This window comes from Dermacoccus sp. GAS27A (genome assembly GCF_044909235.1).
GTDB lineage: Bacteria > Actinomycetota > Actinomycetes > Actinomycetales > Dermatophilaceae > Dermacoccus > Dermacoccus nishinomiyaensis.
Genome location: NZ_JBIYDW010000005.1, coordinates 184164 through 203716, shown reverse-complemented (window position 1 = coordinate 203716; position 19553 = coordinate 184164). Strand labels below are relative to the sequence as shown.

21 protein-coding genes are annotated in these 19553 nt (G+C 68.1%); 5 read left to right on the top strand and 16 right to left on the bottom strand.

All coding sequences use genetic code 11. The features are described 5' to 3' along the window. Positions 1 to 41: 41 nt before the first annotated feature. Complete coding sequence (locus ABH936_RS07365) at positions 42 to 974, top strand: carbohydrate kinase (RefSeq protein ID WP_062258632.1); 933 nt, start codon at positions 42 to 44, stop codon at positions 972 to 974. A gap of 259 nt (positions 975 to 1233) precedes the next feature. On the opposite strand, the gene ABH936_RS07360 is transcribed toward ABH936_RS07365, so the two are convergent. Genes ABH936_RS07360 through ABH936_RS07345 form a run of 4 tightly spaced genes read right to left on the bottom strand, consistent with a single transcriptional unit; the run spans position 1234 to position 5680 of the window. Next, the gene (locus ABH936_RS07360) at positions 1234 to 2502 is read right to left on the bottom strand and encodes an ABC transporter ATP-binding protein (protein ID WP_404602935.1); all 1269 of its coding nucleotides are present in this window, start codon (positions 2500 to 2502) and stop codon (positions 1234 to 1236) included. Positions 2503 to 2529: 27 nt separating this feature from the next. Beyond that, positions 2530 to 3396: a carbohydrate ABC transporter permease gene (locus ABH936_RS07355; protein ID WP_006946055.1), complete on the bottom strand. Its 867-nt coding sequence runs from the start codon at positions 3394 to 3396 to the stop codon at positions 2530 to 2532. Next, positions 3396 to 4352, bottom strand: a complete 957-nt coding sequence (locus tag ABH936_RS07350) for a carbohydrate ABC transporter permease (RefSeq protein ID WP_006946255.1) — start codon at positions 4350 to 4352, stop codon at positions 3396 to 3398. Before ABH936_RS07350 ends, ABH936_RS07355 begins: the two co-directional genes overlap by 1 nt. 14 nt (positions 4353 to 4366) lie before the next feature. Continuing rightward, positions 4367 to 5680 carry an extracellular solute-binding protein gene (locus tag ABH936_RS07345; protein WP_259880046.1) on the bottom strand — a complete coding sequence of 438 codons (1314 nt, stop codon included), beginning with the start codon at positions 5678 to 5680 and terminating at the stop codon, positions 4367 to 4369. Between the two features lie 267 nt (positions 5681 to 5947). Here ABH936_RS07345 and ABH936_RS07340 point away from each other — a divergent pair, with 267 nt between their 5' ends. The 3 genes from ABH936_RS07340 (at position 5948) to ABH936_RS07330 (ending at position 9538) form a co-directional block, all read left to right on the top strand. Beyond that, positions 5948 to 7681 carry a fumarate hydratase gene (locus ABH936_RS07340; protein WP_404602934.1) on the top strand — a complete coding sequence of 578 codons (1734 nt, stop codon included), beginning with the start codon at positions 5948 to 5950 and terminating at the stop codon, positions 7679 to 7681. 30 nt (positions 7682 to 7711) lie between these two features. Next, complete coding sequence (locus ABH936_RS07335; protein ID WP_006946116.1) at positions 7712 to 8332, top strand: carbonic anhydrase; 621 nt, start codon at positions 7712 to 7714, stop codon at positions 8330 to 8332. A gap of 222 nt (positions 8333 to 8554) precedes the next feature. Then, a complete protein-coding gene (locus ABH936_RS07330; RefSeq protein ID WP_131940637.1) occupies positions 8555 to 9538 on the top strand; it encodes a malate dehydrogenase in 984 nt (327 codons plus the stop codon). Between the two features lie 142 nt (positions 9539 to 9680). Here the strand turns inward: ABH936_RS07330 and ABH936_RS07325 are convergent, their stop codons facing one another. From ABH936_RS07325 to rplM, 4 genes are all read right to left on the bottom strand, one after another. After that, positions 9681 to 10865: an aminotransferase class I/II-fold pyridoxal phosphate-dependent enzyme gene (locus ABH936_RS07325; protein WP_404602933.1), complete on the bottom strand. Its 1185-nt coding sequence runs from the start codon at positions 10863 to 10865 to the stop codon at positions 9681 to 9683. A gap of 162 nt (positions 10866 to 11027) precedes the next feature. Then, on the bottom strand, positions 11028 to 12383 hold the full coding sequence (gene glmM, locus ABH936_RS07320) for a phosphoglucosamine mutase (RefSeq protein WP_404602932.1): 1356 nt from the start codon (positions 12381 to 12383) through the stop codon (positions 11028 to 11030). Between the two features lie 115 nt (positions 12384 to 12498). Then, on the bottom strand, positions 12499 to 13008 hold the full coding sequence (gene rpsI, locus ABH936_RS07315) for a 30S ribosomal protein S9 (protein ID WP_006946115.1): 510 nt from the start codon (positions 13006 to 13008) through the stop codon (positions 12499 to 12501). A 31-nt stretch (positions 13009 to 13039) separates the two neighbouring features. Continuing rightward, positions 13040 to 13489 (bottom strand): 50S ribosomal protein L13, encoded by a 450-nt coding sequence (gene rplM, locus ABH936_RS07310; RefSeq protein WP_006946227.1) that lies wholly within the window; start codon positions 13487 to 13489, stop codon positions 13040 to 13042. Positions 13490 to 13774: 285 nt separating this feature from the next. Here rplM and ABH936_RS07305 point away from each other — a divergent pair, with 285 nt between their 5' ends. Next, a complete protein-coding gene (locus ABH936_RS07305; RefSeq protein ID WP_404602931.1) occupies positions 13775 to 14344 on the top strand; it encodes a helix-turn-helix domain-containing protein in 570 nt (189 codons plus the stop codon). Between the two features lie 135 nt (positions 14345 to 14479). Here ABH936_RS07305 and truA read toward each other — a convergent pair whose 3' ends face one another. From truA to infA, 8 genes are all read right to left on the bottom strand, one after another. Further along, positions 14480 to 15328: a tRNA pseudouridine(38-40) synthase TruA gene (gene truA / locus ABH936_RS07300; RefSeq protein ID WP_131940633.1), complete on the bottom strand. Its 849-nt coding sequence runs from the start codon at positions 15326 to 15328 to the stop codon at positions 14480 to 14482. Between the two features lie 90 nt (positions 15329 to 15418). After that, positions 15419 to 15934: a 50S ribosomal protein L17 gene (gene rplQ, locus ABH936_RS07295; RefSeq protein ID WP_038567125.1), complete on the bottom strand. Its 516-nt coding sequence runs from the start codon at positions 15932 to 15934 to the stop codon at positions 15419 to 15421. 78 nt (positions 15935 to 16012) lie between these two features. Next, positions 16013 to 17032: a DNA-directed RNA polymerase subunit alpha gene (locus ABH936_RS07290; RefSeq protein ID WP_006946192.1), complete on the bottom strand. Its 1020-nt coding sequence runs from the start codon at positions 17030 to 17032 to the stop codon at positions 16013 to 16015. 155 nt (positions 17033 to 17187) lie between these two features. Further along, positions 17188 to 17796, bottom strand: coding sequence for a 30S ribosomal protein S4 (gene rpsD, locus ABH936_RS07285; protein WP_006946058.1), 609 nt, complete (start codon positions 17794 to 17796; stop codon positions 17188 to 17190). Positions 17797 to 17840: 44 nt separating this feature from the next. Further along, entirely contained in the window at positions 17841 to 18248 is a 408-nt protein-coding gene (rpsK, locus tag ABH936_RS07280) for a 30S ribosomal protein S11 (protein WP_006946182.1), read from the bottom strand. A gap of 65 nt (positions 18249 to 18313) precedes the next feature. After that, positions 18314 to 18688 (bottom strand): 30S ribosomal protein S13, encoded by a 375-nt coding sequence (gene rpsM / locus ABH936_RS07275; RefSeq protein WP_006946278.1) that lies wholly within the window; start codon positions 18686 to 18688, stop codon positions 18314 to 18316. 266 nt (positions 18689 to 18954) lie between these two features. Further along, the gene (gene rpmJ / locus ABH936_RS07270) at positions 18955 to 19068 is read right to left on the bottom strand and encodes a 50S ribosomal protein L36 (protein ID WP_006592630.1); all 114 of its coding nucleotides are present in this window, start codon (positions 19066 to 19068) and stop codon (positions 18955 to 18957) included. Between the two features lie 88 nt (positions 19069 to 19156). Further along, positions 19157 to 19378: a translation initiation factor IF-1 gene (infA, locus tag ABH936_RS07265; protein WP_006946284.1), complete on the bottom strand. Its 222-nt coding sequence runs from the start codon at positions 19376 to 19378 to the stop codon at positions 19157 to 19159. Between the last annotated feature and the right edge of the window lie 175 nt (positions 19379 to 19553).

Sequence of the window (19553 nt, the reverse complement as noted above, 5' to 3'; positions counted from 1 at the left end):
CATGACGCCGGCCGCGGCGACGAGACGCCAGGAGCCGACGCATGACCCAGCCCAACACCGCCACCACGCTCGTCATCGGTGAGGCCCTCATCGACGTCGTCCATCCTCGCGACGGCGAGAGCGCGGAACACGTCGGTGGCAGCCCGCTCAACGTTGCGGTCGGGCTGTCGCGCCTCGGCCACCCCGCCGTCCTCGCCACGCACCTCGGTGAGGACGAGCGGGGTCACCGCATCCAGCGCCTGCTCACCGACGAGGGCGTCGAGCTGACGGTCGCGAGCTTCGACCTCGACGCCACGTCGACAGCTCAGGCCCACCTCGATGACGACGGCGCCGCGACGTACGACTTCGCCATCGACTGGCCGGCGGTCACGGGCCTGCCGACGGATGTCGCGCACGTCCACACCGGCTCGATCGGCGCCTCGCTCACCCCGGGCTCCGCGTCGGTCTTCGAGGCTTTGAAGGCCGCTCACGCGTCCGCGACGACGTCGTTCGACCCGAACGTGCGCCCCTCCCTCATGGGCAGCCCCGACGACGAGCGCGAGCGCGTCGAGCAGTTCTGCGGGTACGTCGATGTCATCAAGTCCTCCGACGAGGACGCGCAGTGGCTCTACCCGGGCCGCAGCGTCGAGGAGATCGCCGAGTTGTGGGCCGGCCTCGGGCCGCGACTCGTCATCATCACCCGCGGCGGTGACGGAGCGCACGTCCGCCTCGCCGAGAGCGGCACCTTCGAGGTGGCCGGGCGCTCCGTCGAGGTCGCCGACACCGTCGGCGCCGGCGACTCGTTCATGTCAGGGCTCATCTCGGGGCTGCTCGACCTCGGGCTGCTCGGCGGTGTCGAGGCCCGTCAGCGCCTCGCGCACGCCCGCGAGGACGACGTGCGCCCCGCCCTCGCGCGCGCCATCGCCACATCCTCGACGACGGTGACGCGCGCCGGCTCGAACCCGCCCACGCGTGAAGAGATCGCCGGCCTCTGAGCTCGCACCAGGTCTCGACGCTTGCGCCAGTGCACCCGGCGCACAACCACGGCCCGACGGCGACACAGCACAGCCATGCCGAGCACCGTCCTTGCGAGGGCAGCGTCCTTGCAACGCAGCCCCACCGCGCAGTATTCGGATGCCGCACGAACACAGCACGAGGGCCCGCATCGTCACCGATGCGGGCCCTCGACCTCTACTGGAGCGTGACCTCAACCGATGCTCGGGGTGAACCCGAGCATGAGGCTCACATCAACGCTCAGACGTCCGTTCCTCCGGAGATGGCGCCGCGGGCGTCACGCTCCTTGGCACGCTGCAGCGCGGCCTTGCGCTGCTTCTCCGAGTTCGCCGCGATCTGGGTGGCCTTCTCCTCGTTGCGCGTGTAGTTGTGGCCCGATTCCGGGTCGAACACGTGCATGTGTGCCGGGTCGAACGCGAACTCGACCTCGTCGCCCTCGAAGATCTGCGAGCGAGCGTCGAGGTTGACGACGAGCTGGCTGCGAGCGCCCTCACCGTCGAGGTCCTTCTCGAGCGCGTCGAGGTGCTGCTTCGCGGCCGGGTCCTGCTCGAACGGGATGTAGGCGTACTGCTCGTTGCCGAGCCACTCCGTCTGGTCGACGACGGCCTTGAACGTCGCGCCACCGGAGACCGGGTTGACCTCGGCGTCCTTGATGTACTCGGGGCGGATGCCGACGATGACGATGTCCTTGCCCGCGACGTCGCGGGCAAGCTGCTCCGTCATCGGCACGGTCGCGAACGGCAGGCGCAGCATGGTGCCCTCGACGCGCGCGGGCACGAAGTTCATCGGCGGCGAGCCGATGAAGCCCGCGACGAAGAGGTTGGCGGGCTGTTCGTACAGCTCGCGCGGGCTCGCACACTGCTGCAGCACGCCCTTCTTCAGCACGGCGACGCGGTCACCGAGGGTCATGGCCTCGGTCTGGTCGTGCGTGACGTAGATCGTCGTGATGCCGAGGCGACGCTGCATGCGCGCGATCTCCGTCCGCATCTGCCCGCGCAGCTTGGCGTCGAGGTTCGACAGCGGCTCGTCGAACAGGAACGCGTCGGCGTCGCGGACGATCGCGCGGCCCATCGCGACACGCTGACGCTGACCACCGGAGAGGTTGCCGGGCTTGCGCTCGAGGTGCTCGTCGAGTTCGAGCATCTTGCTCGCCTCGCGCACCTTGCGCTGGATCTCGTCATCGCTCACCTTGCCCTTGTTGAGCCGCAGCGGGAACGCGATGTTCTCGAACACCGTCAGGTGCGGGTAGAGGGCGTAGTTCTGGAACACCATCGCGAGGTTGCGGTCGCGCGGTGCGAGGTCGTTGACGCGCGTGCCGTTGATCTCGAGGTCACCGGAGGTGATGTCCTCGAGGCCGACGACCATGCGCAGCAGCGTCGACTTACCGCAGCCGGACGGGCCGACGAGGATCATGAACTCGCCGTCGGCGATGTCGAGGCTGACGTCGTTGACGGCCGGGAATCCGTCGCCGTACTTCTTGACGATGTTCTTGAGCTGGATGCTGGACATGAGGTGTCTCTCCTAAAGAGGCGGGCGTCAGCCCTTGACGGCGCCGGAGGTGAGGCCGGAGACGATCCGACGCTGGAAGATCAGGACGAGGATGATGACGGGGATCGTCACGATGACGGCGGCCGCGGCGATGGCGCCCGTCGGCTGCGTGAACTGGCTGGCGCCGGTGAAGAAGCTCAGCGCGGCGGGCACCGTGCGGGCGTTGCCCGACGTCAGCGAGATGGCGAACACGAAGTCGTTCCACGCCGTGAAGAACGTGATGATGGCCGTCGTGAAGACACCCGGGCCGGCGAGCGGCGCGATGACCTTGCGGAACGCCTGCCACGACGTCGCACCGTCGACCTGGGCGGCCTGCTCCATCTCCCACGGGATCTGCTGGAAGAACGCGGACAGTGTCCAGATCGCCAGCGGCAGCGTCAGCGCGAGGTACGGGATGACGAGGCCGGGGATCGTGTCGAACAGCCCGATCTGACGCCACATGTTGAACAGCGGCGTCACCATCGCGATGACGGGGAAGAACGAGACGGCGAGCGCCATCGTCAGGATCATCTTCTTGCCCGGGAAGTCGAGGCGGGCGATCGCGTAGGCGCAGAACGTCGCGAGGATGACAGAGATCAGCGTGGCGAGCAGCGACACCACGATCGAGTGCCACAGCGCCGGCATGAACAGGTCGGACGCCCCGCCCTTGAGGATCAACTCGTAGTTGTCCCAGCTCGGGTGCGTCGGGAAGAAGTTGCCGAAGCTGTTCTCCTTGCCCGTCGTGTCCGTGAGGGCGGCGTCGCTCTTGAGCGACAGCGCGAAGATCCACACGAGCGGCAGCAGCGTCCAGATCATGACGGGGATGGCGAAACCGAACATCCCCCACTTGGCCTTGTTCGAGACGTTGGTTTCCATCAGTTGTTCCTCCCGGCAGCGAGGTCGACCTTGAAGCCCTTGACGAAGATCGCCGCGATGATGAGCACGCAGAGGAAGAGGATGACGGCGAGGGCGGAGCCCATGCCGATCTCCACGCGATCGATCGCCTCACGGGAGACGAGCATCGAAAGGCTCGTCGTGTCATTGGCGCCGCCGGTCATGACGTACGGGTTGTCGAAGATGCGGAAGGCGTCGAGCGTGCGGAACAGCAGGGCGACCATGATGGCGGCCTTCATGTTCGGCAGGATCACCTTCGTGAGGCGCTGCCACCAGGTGGCGCCGTCGACCTTGGCGGCCTCCTCCATCGAGGAGTCGACCTGTGCGAGGCCCGTCAGCAGCAGCAGTGACATGAACGGCGTCGTCTTCCAGATCTCCGACAGGCAGATGACGAACAGCGAGCTGCCCCGCTGACCGAACCAGTCGTAGTCGAGCGGGAACGAGCCGAACGTCAGGGTGTGCAGCCAGTGGTTGACGAAGCCGGTGCTGACGTCGAAGCCGAACTTCCACGCGAACGCGGAGACGACCGTGATGATCGCGTACGGCAGCAGGACGACGGTGCGCAGCGTGCGTCGTGGCATGACGATCTTGTTCATGAGCATCGCGATGGCGAAGCCGAGGATCAGCTCGACGACGACCGTGACGATCGTGATGATGAGCGTCGTGCCCATGGCGTTCCAGAACAGCGAGTCCTTCAGCGCGGAGGCGTAGTTCTGGAACCACACGAACTTCTTGCCCGCCGGGTCGGTGAGGCGGTACTTGAAGAACGACAGGTACAGCGCGTTGAGGATCGGGTACAGCGTCACGAGACACATGACGACGAACGCCGGCCCCGCGAGCTTCCACCCGAGGTTGCGCTCGGCGCGTGCGCGATCGGAGAGCGGCGCCTTCTTGCGCTTCGCCCCCGTTGCGACACCGGTGGCCGCACTCTTCTCCATGGATGCAGCGGTACTCACAGCAGGGCCTTCCCCTTCAGGACGTCGAGGATGAACTTCTGGGCCTCGGCCGGAGTGTTCGGCGTCACCTTCGACGGCGGCGAGAACTGCTGCTGCAGAGCCCCGGAGATGTCACCCCAGTAGGGCGAGAGCGGACGCGGCACGGCCTTGTCCAGCGAGGTGCGGATCTGGGCGGCGATCCCGTTCGGGAAGGCCTTCTTGACGTCCGCCGAGTCGTACGAGGCCTTGCGGCTGCTCGGGTTGCCCGAGGCAACCATGTACGCCGTCGTGTTCTTCTCGTTCGTGATGCACTCCGCCGCCTGGTAGGCGAGGTCGGTGTGCTTCGAGTTCTTGCCGACGGCGAGCTGGATACCACCGAACGGAGGCGCGGCGTCGTGCGAGGCGTCGGTGCGCGGGTAGACCGCGGCCGCCACGTCCTCGGCCACCTTCGGCGCGGCCTTCTGGATGGCACCGTAGGAGTAGGGCCAGTTGACGAGGAAACCGCCGCTCGGCGACTGGAACAGCGTCAGCGACGCCGTCTCGTCGGACGAACCGATCGCGGGGCCGCCGACGCCCGACGTCGCGACCTTGTTGATGATCGACGCGGCCTTCTTGCCGGCGTCCGAGTCGAGGCCGAGCTTGATGTTCTCGTACGTCGCACTCGGGTCCTCGACGATCTTGCCGCCGCCGCCCGCGACGAGCGCGTTGATCCACACGGCGTAGCCCTCGTAGAGCTTGCCCTGGACGCCGACGTTCGTCTTCGTCTTCTTCGCGGCGTCGATGACCTGATCCCACGTCACCGGCTTGCTCATGTCGAGACCGACCTTCTGCGCGACCGACTTCTTGTACCAGAGCAGCTGCGTGTTCGCCCAGAACGGCACGGACGTCAGCTTGCCCTTGTACATCGAGGCGTCGATGGAGCTCTGGACGCGGTCCTCCGTGAAGTTCTTCTGCATCGACTCCGGCACGGGCGCGAGGTAGCCCGCAGCAGCGAACTCGGTGACGAACGCCGGGTCGGTGCTCATGAGGTCCATCGAGCTGTCGCCCGCGGCGAGGCGACGCAGCAGCTGCGTGCGCTGGTCGGAGGCCGAGTTCGGCAGCAGCTCGACCTTGATCTTGTACTTGCCGCCGGAGGCCTTCGTGCAGTTCGCGGCGAGTGTGGCCTGGCCACCCTTGGAGGCGTCGGAGTTGCCGACGTCCGGGTTGATGTACCAGGTCAGCGTGGGCGTGCCGCCCCCGCTGTCGCCACCGCACCCGGCGAGCGCGGTCGTCGCGAGCATCGCCATCGATGCTGCGGCAGCCACTCGCCTGCGTGACTTGGATGTGTTCATGAACACCGCTCCATCCTTGTTAATCGACAACTCATCATCCACGCACGCTGTGATGGACGCCATACTTGCACCGCCAGGGAGACCAAACGGTTATTGAGCCGTTACACGATCGCGCGATCAGGGGTGCTACGTTCGCCCTCCCCGCCTGCGATCTGCGTCCACATCTGCGATTTTCGTCAGCATTCACACCCCACCCGCGCATGCCCTGACGGCGGCGCCGCCGGCTCGTCGGGCCGCAGCCGCGTCGCGCTCCGATAGTCTCCACGCATGGCTGATTTCGCGTACTCCGACCTGCTGCCCACCGGCGAGGACACGACCACCTACCGCAAGCTGACGAGCGACGGGGTGCGCACGCTCGAGGGCCCCGGCGGGCGCACCTTCCTCGAGGTCGACCCCTCGGCCCTGGAGACGTTGTCGGCCACCGCGATGCACGACATCGCGCACTACCTGCGTACGTCTCACCTCGCGCAGCTGCGCAAGATCCTCGACGATCCCGAGGCGAGCAACAACGACAAGTTCGTCGCGCTCGACCTGCTCAAGAACGCGAACATCGCGGCGGCGGGCGTCCTGCCGATGTGTCAGGACACGGGCACGGCGATCGTCATGGGCAAGAAGGGTTCGCAGGTGCTCGTCGCGCGTGACGAGCACGACCCCGCTCCCGACGAGGCGTCGCTCGCGAAGGGCGTCTACGACGCGTACACGAAACTCAATCTGCGCTACAGCCAGATGGCGCCGCTGACGATGTGGGACGAGAAGAACACCGGCTCGAACCTGCCCGCGCAGATCGAGATCTACGCCGACAGCCAGCCGGGCCACGAGACCACCTACAAGTTCCTCTTCATGGCCAAGGGCGGCGGCAGCGCCAACAAGTCGTTCCTGTACCAGGAGACGAAGGCGATCCTCAACCCCAAGCGCATGCTCGAGTTCCTCGACGAGAAGCTGCGCAGCCTCGGCACCGCCGCGTGCCCGCCGTACCACCTCGCCGTCGTCATCGGCGGCACGAGCGCCGAGTTCGCGCTCAAGACCGCGAAGTACGCGAGCGCGAAGTACCTCGACGAGCTGCCGACGTCCGGTGACGCCGCCACCGGCCACGGCTTCCGCGACCCGGAGCTCGAGGAGCAGATCCTCGAACTGACGCGCAACTTCGGCATCGGCGCGCAGTTCGGCGGCAAGTACTTCTGTCACGACGTGCGCGTCGTCCGCCTCCCGCGCCACGGCGCGTCGCTGCCCGTCGCGATCGCCGTCAGCTGCTCGGCCGACCGTCAGGTGCTCGGCAAGATCACGCGCGAGGGCGTGTTCATCGAGCAGCTCGAGACCGACCCGGCGCAGTTCCTGCCCGACGTCACCGAGGCGCACCTCATCGAGAGCGGCGACGAGGCAACCGGCGCGGGCTCGACCGGCAAGGGCGCCGCCGTCGACATCGACCTGAGCCGCCCGATGGACGAGATCCGCGCCGAGCTGAGCGAGCATCCCGTCAAGACTCGCCTTTCGCTGACGGGGACGCTCGTCGTCGCGCGCGACATCGCGCACGCGAAGATCAAGGAGCGCCTCGACGCCGGCGAGGAGATGCCGCAGTACCTCAAGGACCACCCGGTCTACTACGCAGGCCCCGCGAAGACGCCGGAGGGCATGGCGTCCGGTTCGTTCGGGCCGACGACGGCCGGGCGCATGGATTCGTACGTCAAGCAGTTCCAGGCCGCCGGCGGCTCGATGGTGATGCTCGCCAAGGGCAACCGCAGCGCCCAGGTGACGGAGGCCTGCCAGGAGTACGGCGGGTTCTACCTCGGCTCGATCGGCGGCCCGGCCGCGCGTCTCGCCCTCGACTGCATCAAGAAGGTCGAGGTGCTCGAATACCCTGAGCTCGGCATGGAGGCCGTGTGGAAGATCGAGGTCGAGAACTTCCCCGCGTTCATCGTCGTCGACGACAAGGGCAACGACTTCTTCGCCGCCACGGCGAAGCCCACCGCCATGACCATCACCACCCGCCCCGGCCTGAGCTGACGGCGCCGACGTCATCACCAAGGAGCCACCATGAGCAGCACCCTCACGCCGCAGCAGGCCTGGGACACCCTCGTCGAGGGCAACCGACGCTTCGTCTCCGGCACGACGCAGCGCCCGCACAGTGACGGCGAGCGCCGGCGCGAGCTCGTCGCCGGGCAGGCACCCCAGGCCGTCATCTTCGGGTGCGGCGACTCCCGCGTGCCGGCCGAGATGATCTTCGACCAGGGCCTCGGCGATCTGTTCGTCGTGCGCACCGCGGGCCACGTGCTTGACCCCAGCGTGCTCGGCTCGATCGAGTTCGGCACCGAGGTGCTGCGCGCACCGCTCGTCGTCGTGCTCGCGCACAAGAGCTGCGGCGCCATCAACGCGACGCTCGCCGCCGAGGAGACCGGCGACATGCCGCCGGGGTACCTCCACACGATCATCGAGCGCGTCATGCCGTCGATCCTGCACGGGCGCAAGCACGGGCTGACGACCGGCGAGCAGTTCGAGGCCGAGCATGCCCGGGCGACGAGCGAGCTCCTCCCCCAGCGCAGTCAGCTGATCCGTGATCGCATCGACGCCGGCCGGCTCGCCGTCGTCGCCGTGCACTACGACATCGGTGAGGGCGAGGCGCACGTCGTCGGCACCCTGGGTGACATCACGGCCTGATCGTCCGCCGCTGTCGCCATGCCGCCATCCCCAGCGGGTGGCGGCACGCCTGATGTCGCGGCACGCACAGGCTGCTGTGCGCCCCTCCCGGGCCACTCGCACACTCCGGGGCCTCGGGAGGGCCCGCAGGGACGTTCGGCCCTGACGCGGCGGGCCGGCTCGGCCTACCGTCAGTGGTGACCCGACGTCTCGTCCGGGAACCCGCCGACGAAATGAGCCGTCATGCCCAAGCCCGCCGTTCGCGTTGCCGTCAGCGGAGCCGCTGGCGCCATCGGTTACAGCCTCCTCTTCCGCATCGCCGCGGGTGAACTGCTCGGCCCCGACCAGCCCGTAGAGCTGCGCCTGCTCGAGGTCGACGAAGCGCTCCGCAAGCTGGAGGGCACCGTCATGGAGCTGCAGGACTGCGCGTTCCCAATGCTCGCAGGCACGGAGACCGGCTCCGACGCGCGCCGCATGTTCGACGGCGTCAGTCACGCGCTGCTCGTCGGCGCGAAGCCGCGCGGGCCGGGCATGGAGCGCGGCGACCTGCTCGAGGTCAACGGCCACATCTTCGGCCCGCAGGGAGAGGCGCTCAACGACGCTGCCGCCGATGAAGTGCAGGTCACCGTCACCGGCAACCCGGCGAACACGAACTGCCTCATCGCGATGCATGCGGCACGTGACATCCCGAACGAACGCTTCAGCGCGCTGACGCGCCTCGACCAGAACCGCGCCGTCGCGCAGCTCGCCGCGAAGACGGGTGCGAGCGTCACCGACATCCACGACGTCATCATCTGGGGTAACCACAGCGCGACGCAGTACCCGGACGTCACGCACGCGACGATCCATGGCCGTGCCGCGCGCCTCGAGGTGGGCGATGACGCCTGGCTCAACGACGTCTTCATCCCGACGGTCGCGAAGCGCGGCGCCGCGATCATCGACGCCCGAGGCGCGTCGTCAGCGGCGAGCGCCGCGAGCGCGACGATCGATCACGCCCGCGACTGGGCTCTCGGCACCGACCGGATCGTCTCCATGGCCGTGCCGTCGGACGGCTCCTACGGCGTGCCCGAGGGGCTCGTGTCGAGCTTCCCCGTCACCGTCACCGAGCGCGCCTGGCGGATCGTTCCCGACCTCACGATCGACGAGTTCAGCCGCGCCCGCATCGACGCGAGCGTCGCCGAGCTCGAGAGCGAGCGCGACGCCGTCCGCGCACTCGGGCTCATCTGAGCCCAACGACTCGCGGCGGCGCGTCAGGAGACCAGGGGGTTCCTGACGCGCGCCGACGTGCATCCCACGAACCGTAGGGCCCGAGCGACCGGGGCCGTCTGACGTAGCCGGCACGACTGGTGAACCGCAGGACGTCACAGCGTCATGACGAGCTACCGACGAACCTCACCATCCGGTCGAACGCCTCGTCGAGCTCATCGCTCGCGACAGCGAGGCTCATCCGCATGAACCGGTGCCCGTCGACGGGGTCGAAGTCGATCCCGGGGGTGATGGCGACGCCCGTCGCGGCGAGCACGTCGGCGCACCAGCGCACGGAGTCGTCGGTGAGGTGCGTGACGTCGCACCAGGCGTAGAACGCGCCGTCCGGTGGCGCGTAGGTCGTCACCCCGATCTCGGGAAGGCGCCGCTGCACCAACTCACGATTGCGCCGGTACGTCTCGACGTGCCCCTCCAGCTCACCGCGTGCCGCCTCGCCGAGGGCCGCGAGCGCCGCATGCTGTGACACGACCGGCGGGCAGATCGTGAGATTCGAGGCGAGAATGGCGACGCGTCGGCGCAGGTGCGCGGGCACGAGCATCCACCCGACGCGCCAACCCGTCATGGAGAAGAACTTCGACACCGAACCGATGACGGCGCCCTGGCGCGACGTCTGCCACGCGCTCGACGTCGCGCGCCCGAACGAGATGCCGTGGTAGATCTCGTCGCTGACGAGCAGCACGCCGTGCGCGTCGCACCAGCGCGCGATGGCTGCGAGTTCGTCCGCGTCGATGATCGTGCCCGTCGGGTTGGCGGGGCTCGCGACGACGAGCCCCTTCGGCGCGGCGCCGCGCCGGACACGTTCCGCCTCGAGCATCGCGACGGTGGGTTGGTAGCGCACCTCGGCGCCGCACGCGAGCTCCACGACGGACGTCCCCAGCGCCCGCAGCGTGTTGCGGTAGGCGGGGTAGCCTGGGCGGGTCATCCACACCTCGTCGCCGCCGTCGAACGCAGCGAGGAACAGCAGCGTGAACGCGCCCGACGACCCGGTCGTGACGATGACGTCGTCAGCACTCACGTCGTCGACGCCGAGGTCGCGGTGATACGCGGCGATCGCCTCACGCAGCGGCCGGATGCCGACCGTCTCGGTGTACCCGAGCGCATCGGCCTCGATCGCCGCGACGGCCGCCTCCCGGGCTGCGCGCGGCGCGCCCGTCGAGGGCTGGCCGGCGCACAGGCTGATGACGTCGCCGTGCGTACGCTGACGTTCCGCTGCCGCGGCGAGCACCTCCATGACGTGGAACGGCTCGACGTCGCTGCGTCCACTCGGCTGGGCGGCTGGCAGGCTCATGCCTGCCACTGTGACACACCCCGCACGCGTGACGGCCGTCGGCGCTGTCCGTCAGCTCCCGTCGACAGCTCGCCGGGCCACCACACGACTGGGAGGCACACGACTGCGCCCAGATGCACCCGGGTGCATCTGGGCGCAGGACGAAAGCGCGCAGCCGGCAGTTCAGTCGATCGACAGCTCGCGCTTGACGACGTCGGCGAGGTGCGTCGCGACGGCCTGCGCGCGTTCGGCGGTGTCGGCCTCGACCATGACGCGCACGACCGGTTCGGTGCCCGACTTGCGCAGCAGCACGCGCCCGGCGCCGGCGAGGTCGCTCTCGGCGGCGCGCACAGCGGCCTGCACGCCGTCGTGCGAATCGACGGCCGACTTGTCGACCCCCTTGACGTTGATGAGCTTCTGCGGCATCCGCTGCATGACGGCGCCGAGCCGGGCGAGCGAGCGCCCACTCGAGGCCACGCGGGCAGCAAGGAGCAGGCCCGTGAGCACGCCGTCACCGGTCGTGCCGTGGTCGAGTGCGATGACGTGCCCCGACTGCTCGCCCCCGAGCGAGTACGACCCGCGGCGCATCTCCTCGAGCACGTAGCGGTCGCCGACACCGGTCTGCTTGACGGCGATGCCCTCGCGCTCCATCGCCTTGATCATGCCGAGGTTGCTCATGACCGTCGCGACGAGCGTGTCCTCGGCGAGCACGCCGCGCTCCTTGAGGTCGAGCGCGAGGATCGCCATGATTTGGTCACCGTCGACCACCTCACCCGTTCCGTCGACGGCGAGGCAGCGGTCCGCGTCACCGTCGAAGGCCACACCGAAGTCGGCTCCATTCGCGACGACCGCTTCCTGCAGCTTCTCCAGGTGCGTCGAGCCGTAGCCGTCGTTGATGTTGAGCCCGTCCGGCGTCGCACCGATGACGACGACGTCCGCGCCCGCGCGGCGGAACACCTCGGGCCCGACGACGGAGGCCGCGCCGTGCGCGCAGTCGACGACGATCTTGAGGCCCTCGAGGCGGTGCGGAAGCGCGCCGAGCAGGTGACCGATGTACTTCTCACCGCCCTCGGCGTAGGGATGCACACGACCGACCGACGCACCCGTCGGACGCTCGTACTCCTCGTGCAGGTGCGCCTCGATCGCGTCCTCGAGCGCGTCGGGCAGCTTGTGGCCGCCGCGGCTGAAGAACTTGATGCCGTTGTCTGGCATAGCGTTGTGCGAGGCCGACAGCATCGCGCCGAGGTCGGCGTTCATCGTCGCCGTCAGGTAGGCGATGGCCGGCGTCGGCAGCACGCCCGCGTCGTAGACGTCGACGCCCGCGCTCGCGAGCCCGGCGACGGTGGCCGCACCGAGGAACTCCCCCGACGCGCGCGGGTCGCGTCCGACGACGGCGACAGGACGCTCGTGATCGGCCGAGACCTCCCCGGCCTCGACGAGTACCCGTGCTGCTGCGACGGACAGCCCGAGTGCGAGCTCTGCCGTGACGTCCTGGTTGGCGACGCCACGCACACCGTCAGTGCCGAACATGCGGCCCATGTGCCCCTCCTGAGGTCTTCGGAATCTCTCTCCACAATACGCGGCGGTACGCGAATCGCTCCGCACCCGGCGACTGGGCCGGATACGGAGCGATTCGAGCAGTGCAGCGCGTGGATCAGCGCTTGCTGAACTGCGACGCCTTGCGGGCCTTCTTGAGGCCGGCCTTCTTGCGCTCCGGAACGCGTGCGTCACGCGTGAGGAAGCCGGCCTTCTTGAGGATCGGACGGTTCAGCTCTTCGTCGACGCCGTTCAGCGAACGGGCGACGCCGAGGCGAACGGCACCGGCCTGGCCCGAGGGGCCACCGCCGTGCACGCGCACGAGGACGTCGTACGCACCGTCCAGCTCGAGCACCGTGAGGGGCTCGTTGACGATCTGCTGGTGCACCTTGTTCGGGAAGTACTCCTCGAGGGTGCGGCCGTTGATCTTCCACTCGCCCGTACCGGGGACGATGCGGACGCGGGCGATGGCCTGCTTGCGGCGGCCGGTCGCGGCGCCGGGCGCGGAAGCGGACGGGCGACGAACCTCGCCGTTCTCGCCGACGGGGCCGGTCGACTCGCTCGTGTATTCGGTCAGCTGCGGCTCGTCCGTCTCGAGGACGTCGAGCTCAACGTTCTGGTCTGCCACGGTTCTCCTAAGAATTCAGCAGCGCGCGCGATTACTGCGCGACCTGGGTGATCTCGAACGGCTTGGGCTGCTGCGCGGCGTGCGGGTGCTCGGCACCGCGGTACACCTTGAGCTTGGCGATCTGGGCGCGGCCCAGCTTCGTCTTGGGCAGCATGCCTCGGACGGCCTTCTCGACAGCCTTCTCCGGGTCCTTCGCCATGAGCTCCGTGTAGGAGGTCGAGGTCAGACCGCCGGGGAAGCCCGAGTGACGGTAGGCCTTCTTCTTCTCGAGCTTGGCGCCGGTGAGGGCGACCTTGTCGGCGTTGATGATGATGACGAAGTCACCGGTGTCGATGTGCGGCGCAAACGTGGGCTTGTGCTTGCCACGCAGCAGCGATGCAGTCTGGGACGCGAGGCGACCCAGAACGACGTCGGTGGCGTCGATGACGTGCCAGGTGCGGTCAGCCTGAGCCGACTCCTGGTTGGGGGTGAACGTACGCACGGTCGTTCCCTTCGTTCTGTCGTTGACGATGGGCGGCCACTTCGTGCGCGGTCACCGCCCGGGCGACAGCCCGCATGCGACCAGCTGCGACGAAGCAACAGTCATCCAGTCTACGGCAGATGCACAACCGGTCGAAATCGTGCAGTCATGACGTATCCCCTTGCGCCGCAATGTCTTTCACGGATCGCCACACCCGTTGATCGACGCCCTCCGGGTCGATCGCACAACAATTGTGCAAAATGGGCGCCTCCGTCGTCGCGCCATCGACTCCGGTAGCCTCGGGCCATGAACACGGCCGCGGGCAGCGACCCCTACCGCGTCATCGCCCATCCGATGCGTTCGCGCATCCTCGCGCACCTGCGTCTGCACGGCGGTTCGACGTCTGCCGAACTGGCCCGAGCCCTCGGCACGCACACCGGGGCGACGAGCTACCACGTGCGCGTGCTCGAGAGCGCAGGCCTGGTCGAGGACACCGGGCTCGGCAACGCGAAGACGCGCGTCTGGGCTCTCGTCGACGAATCGGACGACACCGATGACGCGAATCCCAGCGATGCCCTCGAGTTCCTCGACGACGCCGACGCCGAAGACGCGCGCTGGCTCGAGCACGACTTCATCACGCACGTCAGTGAGCGCGCCCACGCCTGGGTCGACGAGCAGGACGCCTGGCCCTACGTGTGGCAGGACGAGTGCCGCGCGTTCGACTCCCCCGTCCTCGTGAGCGAGGAGCAGATGAGCGCTCTGCGCTCCGAGATGGAGGCGCTTCTTGCGCGGTATCGCCGAGCCGGAGCAGGCACCCCGGGTGCGCGACGGGTCGCCGTCACCGTCGTGTCGCTGCCGTTGCCGAACGTCACGTGAGCACCGGCCCAGGCGAGCTCCATGACCGGCCGATGAATGCGAGCGAACGGGCCGAATCCGTGCGTCCTGACACTCGCGTCCGGCCACTCCGCTCGTATTCGCCGCGCTGACGTCGAGGCAGCGGTCGCGATGGGCTCAGGTTGCCCCATCGAGGTCAGCCGCCGAACGCATGACGCGCGACGCCGCATCGCGCGCCGCGAACTGATCGGGGCTCGGGTAGCTGACCTCCTCGAGGCACAGCCCGTGCGGCGGCATGACGACGACGCCCGGGTCGCGTCGCCCCGCAGTCAGTACCTGCGCGGGCCAGTCGATCGGGCGACGCCCCTCCCCCACCGGCACGACGCCGCCGATGAGGGCCCGCACCATCGAGTGGCAGAACGCGTCCGCCTCCAACCGCGCGGTGAGCACGCCGTCCGCCTCGCGCGTCCACGCGTAGTCGAGCAGCGTGCGGATCGTCGTCGCACCCTCGCGGGGCTTGCAGTAGGCCGCGAAGTCGTGCAACCCGACGAGCAGGGCCGACGCGGCGTTCATCGCGTCGACGTCCAGGTTTCGCTTGACGACGACGGTGTCGCGCCGGCGAAGCGGGTCGAGGCGCGCCGCATCGTCGAGCAGGCGATAGCTGTAGCGGCGCTTCAGCGCCGAGAAGCGAGCATCGAAACTCGCGGGCTGCTCACTGGCGGCCTTGACGACGACGTCCCCCGCCAGGACGCCGTTGAGGCGCGTGACGAGCGCCTGCGCGGGCGCACGCTCGCTTCGCCCCGGCAGCGCAGCCCACGCGTCGGCGCCGATGTCGCCGTGGCACACCCCACCGCGCGCGTGGACGCCGGCGTCGGTGCGCCCGGCCACCGTCAGCCGGACGTCGTCGCGGCGCAGGACGCGCGTGAGCGCACCCGTCAGTTCTCCCTCGACAGTGCGACGTCCGGGCTGGCGGGCCCACCCCGAGAAGTCGGTGCCGTCGTAGGCGAAGTCGATCCTGAAACGCATGCCGCCCAACCTATCCCGCGAACTCGACCACGGACGCGACGATGCCCGCCTCCCCCGAGGGGGAAGCGGGCATCGTGCGTGACAGGTCGATCAGGCGTCGCCGTCAGCCTTCGAGGCACCGCCGGACGTCTCCGTCGCGGCAGGGGTCTCGGGCGTGACGTCCGCTGCCGGAGCGGCCGCAGCGTCTTCCTTGACCGCGCGCTTCGTGGCGGCCTCGGCCTCCTTGACCGTCGACTGCTTCGCGGAGTAGGCCTCGCGAACCAGTTCGATGACGACCATGGGGGCGTTGTCGCCCTTGCGCGGCGCGATCTTGGTGATGCGCGTGTAGCCGCCGGGACGCTCGGCCATGTCGGGTGCGATCTCCGTGAAGAGACGGTGCACGGCCGACTTGTCCGAGATCTTGCGCATCACGCGTCGACGCGAGGCGAGGTCGCCGCGCTTGCCGAACGAGATGAGGCGCTCGGCGTACGGACGCAGGCGCTTGGCCTTCGCCTCCGTCGTCGTGACGCGGTCGTGGGTGAACAGCTGAGTGGCCATGTTGGCCATGATCAGCCGCTCGTGCGACGGGCTGCCGCCGACGCGGGCGCCCTTCGTGGGGGTAGGCATGTTTTCTCCTTGGTCTACCGGTCAGCTGCGAGAATGCTCAACTCAGCGAGCAGGCTCACCGCTGTACCGAAAAGCTGCTCAGTACTGCTCGTCCTCGGCGAGGTCCGCGCCGTCGGCGTCCTCGTCGTAGCGGTCGGCGATGACGCTGGCGTCGAACCCGGGCGGGCTGTCCTTCAGCTGAAGGCCCATGTCGCGCAGCTTGTCGGCGACCTCGTGGATCGACTTCGAACCGAAGTTGCGAATGTCGAGCAGGTCGGCCTCGCTGCGGGACACGAGTTCACCCACGGTGTGGATGCCCTCGCGCTTGAGGCAGTTGTAGGAGCGGACGGTGAGGTCGAGGTCCTCGATCGGCAGAGCGAGGTCCTCGGCGAGCGCTGCGTCGGTCGGGGACGGACCCATGTCGATGCCCTCGGCCTCGACGTTGAGCTCGCGCGCGAGACCGAACAGCTCGACGAGCGTGGAGCCGGCCGAAGCCATGGCGTCACGCGGGGCCATCGAGTTCTTCGTCTCGACGTCGACGATGAGCTTGTCGAAGTCGGTGCGCTGCTCGACACGCGTGGCCTCGACCTTGTAGGTCACGGCCAGCACCGGCGAGTAGATGGAGTCGACCGGGATGCGGCCGATCTCCTGCTCCGCCGACTTGTTCAGCGCCGCCGAGACGTAGCCGCGGCCGCGCTCGACCGTCAGCTCCATCTCGATGCTGCCCTTGTCGTTCAGCGTCGCGATCTCGAGGTCGGGGTTGTGCACCTCGACACCGGCCGGGGGCGCGATGTCAGCAGCGGTGACGACACCCGCGCCCTGCTTGCGCAGGTACATCACGACGGGCTCGTCGTGCTCCGAGGAGACGACCAGACCCTTGATGTTGAGGATGACCTCGGTGACGTCTTCCTTGACACCGGGGATCGTCGAGAACTCGTGCTGGACGCCGTCGATGCGGATGCTGGTGACGGCGGCACCCGGGATGCTCGAGAGCAGGGTGCGGCGGAGCGAGTTGCCGAGCGTGTAGCCGAAACCCGGCTCCAGGGGCTCGATGACGAACCGCGAACGGCTCTCGGAAACCACGTCCTCGGAGAGCGTGGGGCGCTGTGCGATGAGCACTCTCGTTGTCCTTTCCTACGGCGACCACTATTTGACGCCGGGTGAACGAGCAGGAATCGAGTCCTGCGCCGGTGCGAGCTCTGTCTCTCGGACCGGCAGGTGGAAGGTGGCGCCTCACGCGGCGCGAAGCGCCACCTTCCGATGCGAAGCTCGGATCAGTTCTTCGAGTAGAGCTCGACGATGAGCTGCTCGGTGAGCTGGCTGTCGATCTGCTCGCGCGTCGGGAGCTGGTGGATCAGCACCTGCAGCGTGCCCGGGACGACGTGCAGCCACGCCGGAACGGGACGCTCGCCGAACGTCTCGCGAGCGAGCTGGATCGGGAACGCCTCGCGCGACTTCTCACGGACCGTGATGATGTCGTACTGCTCGACGCGGTAGGACGGGACGTCGACGCGCACGCCGTTGACCTCGAAGTGACCGTGCGTGACGAGCTGGCGAGCAGCGCGACGCGTGCGGGCGAGGCCGGCGCGGTAGATGACGTTGTCCAGGCGGGACTCGAGGATGATGAGCAGGTTCTCACCGGTCTTGCCGGGGCGGCGCGCCGCCTCCTTGTAGTACCGGACGAACTGCTTCTCCATGACGCCGTAGGTGAAGCGGGCCTTCTGCTTCTCCTGCAGCTGGTGGAGGTACTCCTTCTCCTGGATTCGACCGCGGCCGTGCTGGCCGGGCGGGAAGGGGCGCATCTCGAAGTTCTTGTCACCACCGACGAGGTCGGTCTTGAGTCGACGCGACTTCTTGGTGATCGGGCCGGTGTAACGGGCCATGTGGGGTGTCTCCTAGTTCGTCTTCGTTCGCGGTGTCTGGGTGATCAGACGCGGCGACGCTTGGGCGGGCGGACGCCGTTGTGCGGCGTGGGCGTGACATCGCTGATCGCGCCGACCTCGAGGCCGGTCGCGGTGAGCGAGCGGATGGCGGTCTCACGACCGGAACCCGGGCCCTTGACGAAGACGTCGACCTTGCGCATGCCGTGGTCCATGGCACGACGCGCAGCGGCCTCGGCGGCCATCTGCGCTGCGTAGGGGGTCGACTTGCGGGAGCCCTTGAAGCCGACCTGGCCGGCGGACGCCCACGAGATCACGGCACCGGTGGGGTCCGTGATGGAAACGATGGTGTTGTTGAACGTGCTCTTGATGTGGGCCTGGCCCGCAGCAACGTTCTTCTTCTCCTTGCGGCGCACCTTCTTGGCGCCCGCGGCCATACGGCTCTTGGGAGGCATAGTTCGAATCTCCTGTTTCGACGCTCAGTTGAGGAAGTAGTCGTGATCAGCCGAAGCTGCTCGACTCACTTGGCCTTCTTCTTGCCGGCCACGGTGCGCTTCGGGCCCTTGCGGGTACGAGCGTTCGTCTTGGTGCGCTGACCGTGCACGGGCAGGCCACGGCGGTGGCGCAGACCCTCGTAGCTTCCGATCTCCACCTTGCGGCGGATGTCGGCGGCGATCTCACGGCGCAGATCACCTTCGAGGCGGAAGCTTGCCTCGAGGTGGTCACGCAGCTTGACGAGTTCTTCCTCGGTGAGGTCGCGGACGCGCGTGTCCGGGTTGACGCCGGTCGCGGCCAGCGTCTCCTGGGCACGGGTACGCCCGACGCCGAAGATGTAGGTGAGGCCGACCTCGACGCGCTTCTCGCGCGGCAGGTCGACACCGATGAGACGTGCCATGTGTTCTCCTGATCATGAGCGGAGGTCTGGGGCAGCACCGTTCCCGCTATGGCGTGAGCCTCGATGGTCGTGATGAGCGGTGGGACTCGCGGGTCCTCGGCCTCCGCGCCGAGGGTGACGTCCACTGGCGTGTCTCTGGATCAGATCGCTCTGAGAGATCTCGACGATTCATCCTGTCGGATCCTCGTCAGAGCCCAGTGGGGCCGGGTGCTGCAGTTTCATGTGTTGCGTCCTGGTGAAGACGCTGTGAGCTGGTGCTCGGTGGATCAGCCCTGGCGCTGCTTGTGGCGCAGGTTCTCGCAGATCACCATGACTCGGCCGTTGCGGCGAATCACCTTGCACTTGTCACAGATCTTCTTGACGCTCGGCTGAACCTTCATCTGCCTGCTGTCTTGTCGATCGCGCTCTCGACACACCGACACGCTGCGACCATACGGACGCAGCGCGGGGAGCGAGAACTGGGTTGAATCAGCGGTAACGGAAGACGATACGGCCGCGGGTCAGGTCATAGGGCGAGAGCTCGACGACGACCCGGTCCTCGGGGAGGATCCGGATGTAGTGCTGACGCATCTTGCCCGAGATGTGAGCGAGAACCTTGTGACCGTTCGTGAGCTCGACCCGGAACATCGCGTTCGGGAGAGCCTCGACGATCGTGCCCTCGATCTCGATGACACCGTCCTTCTTGGCCATAGCCTCCGCATTTCGCTGCACGAAACCGTCCCGGATGGACGGAATCTGTTGGCCGGCCTACCCGGTCGCGTGACGCTGAGCGCCACATACCACGACAGACCGTCCCTCAGTCTACGAGACGCGCTCGGCTTCCCCAAATCGCCTCGACCCGCCTCCGTTCCGATGAGAGGGGCTC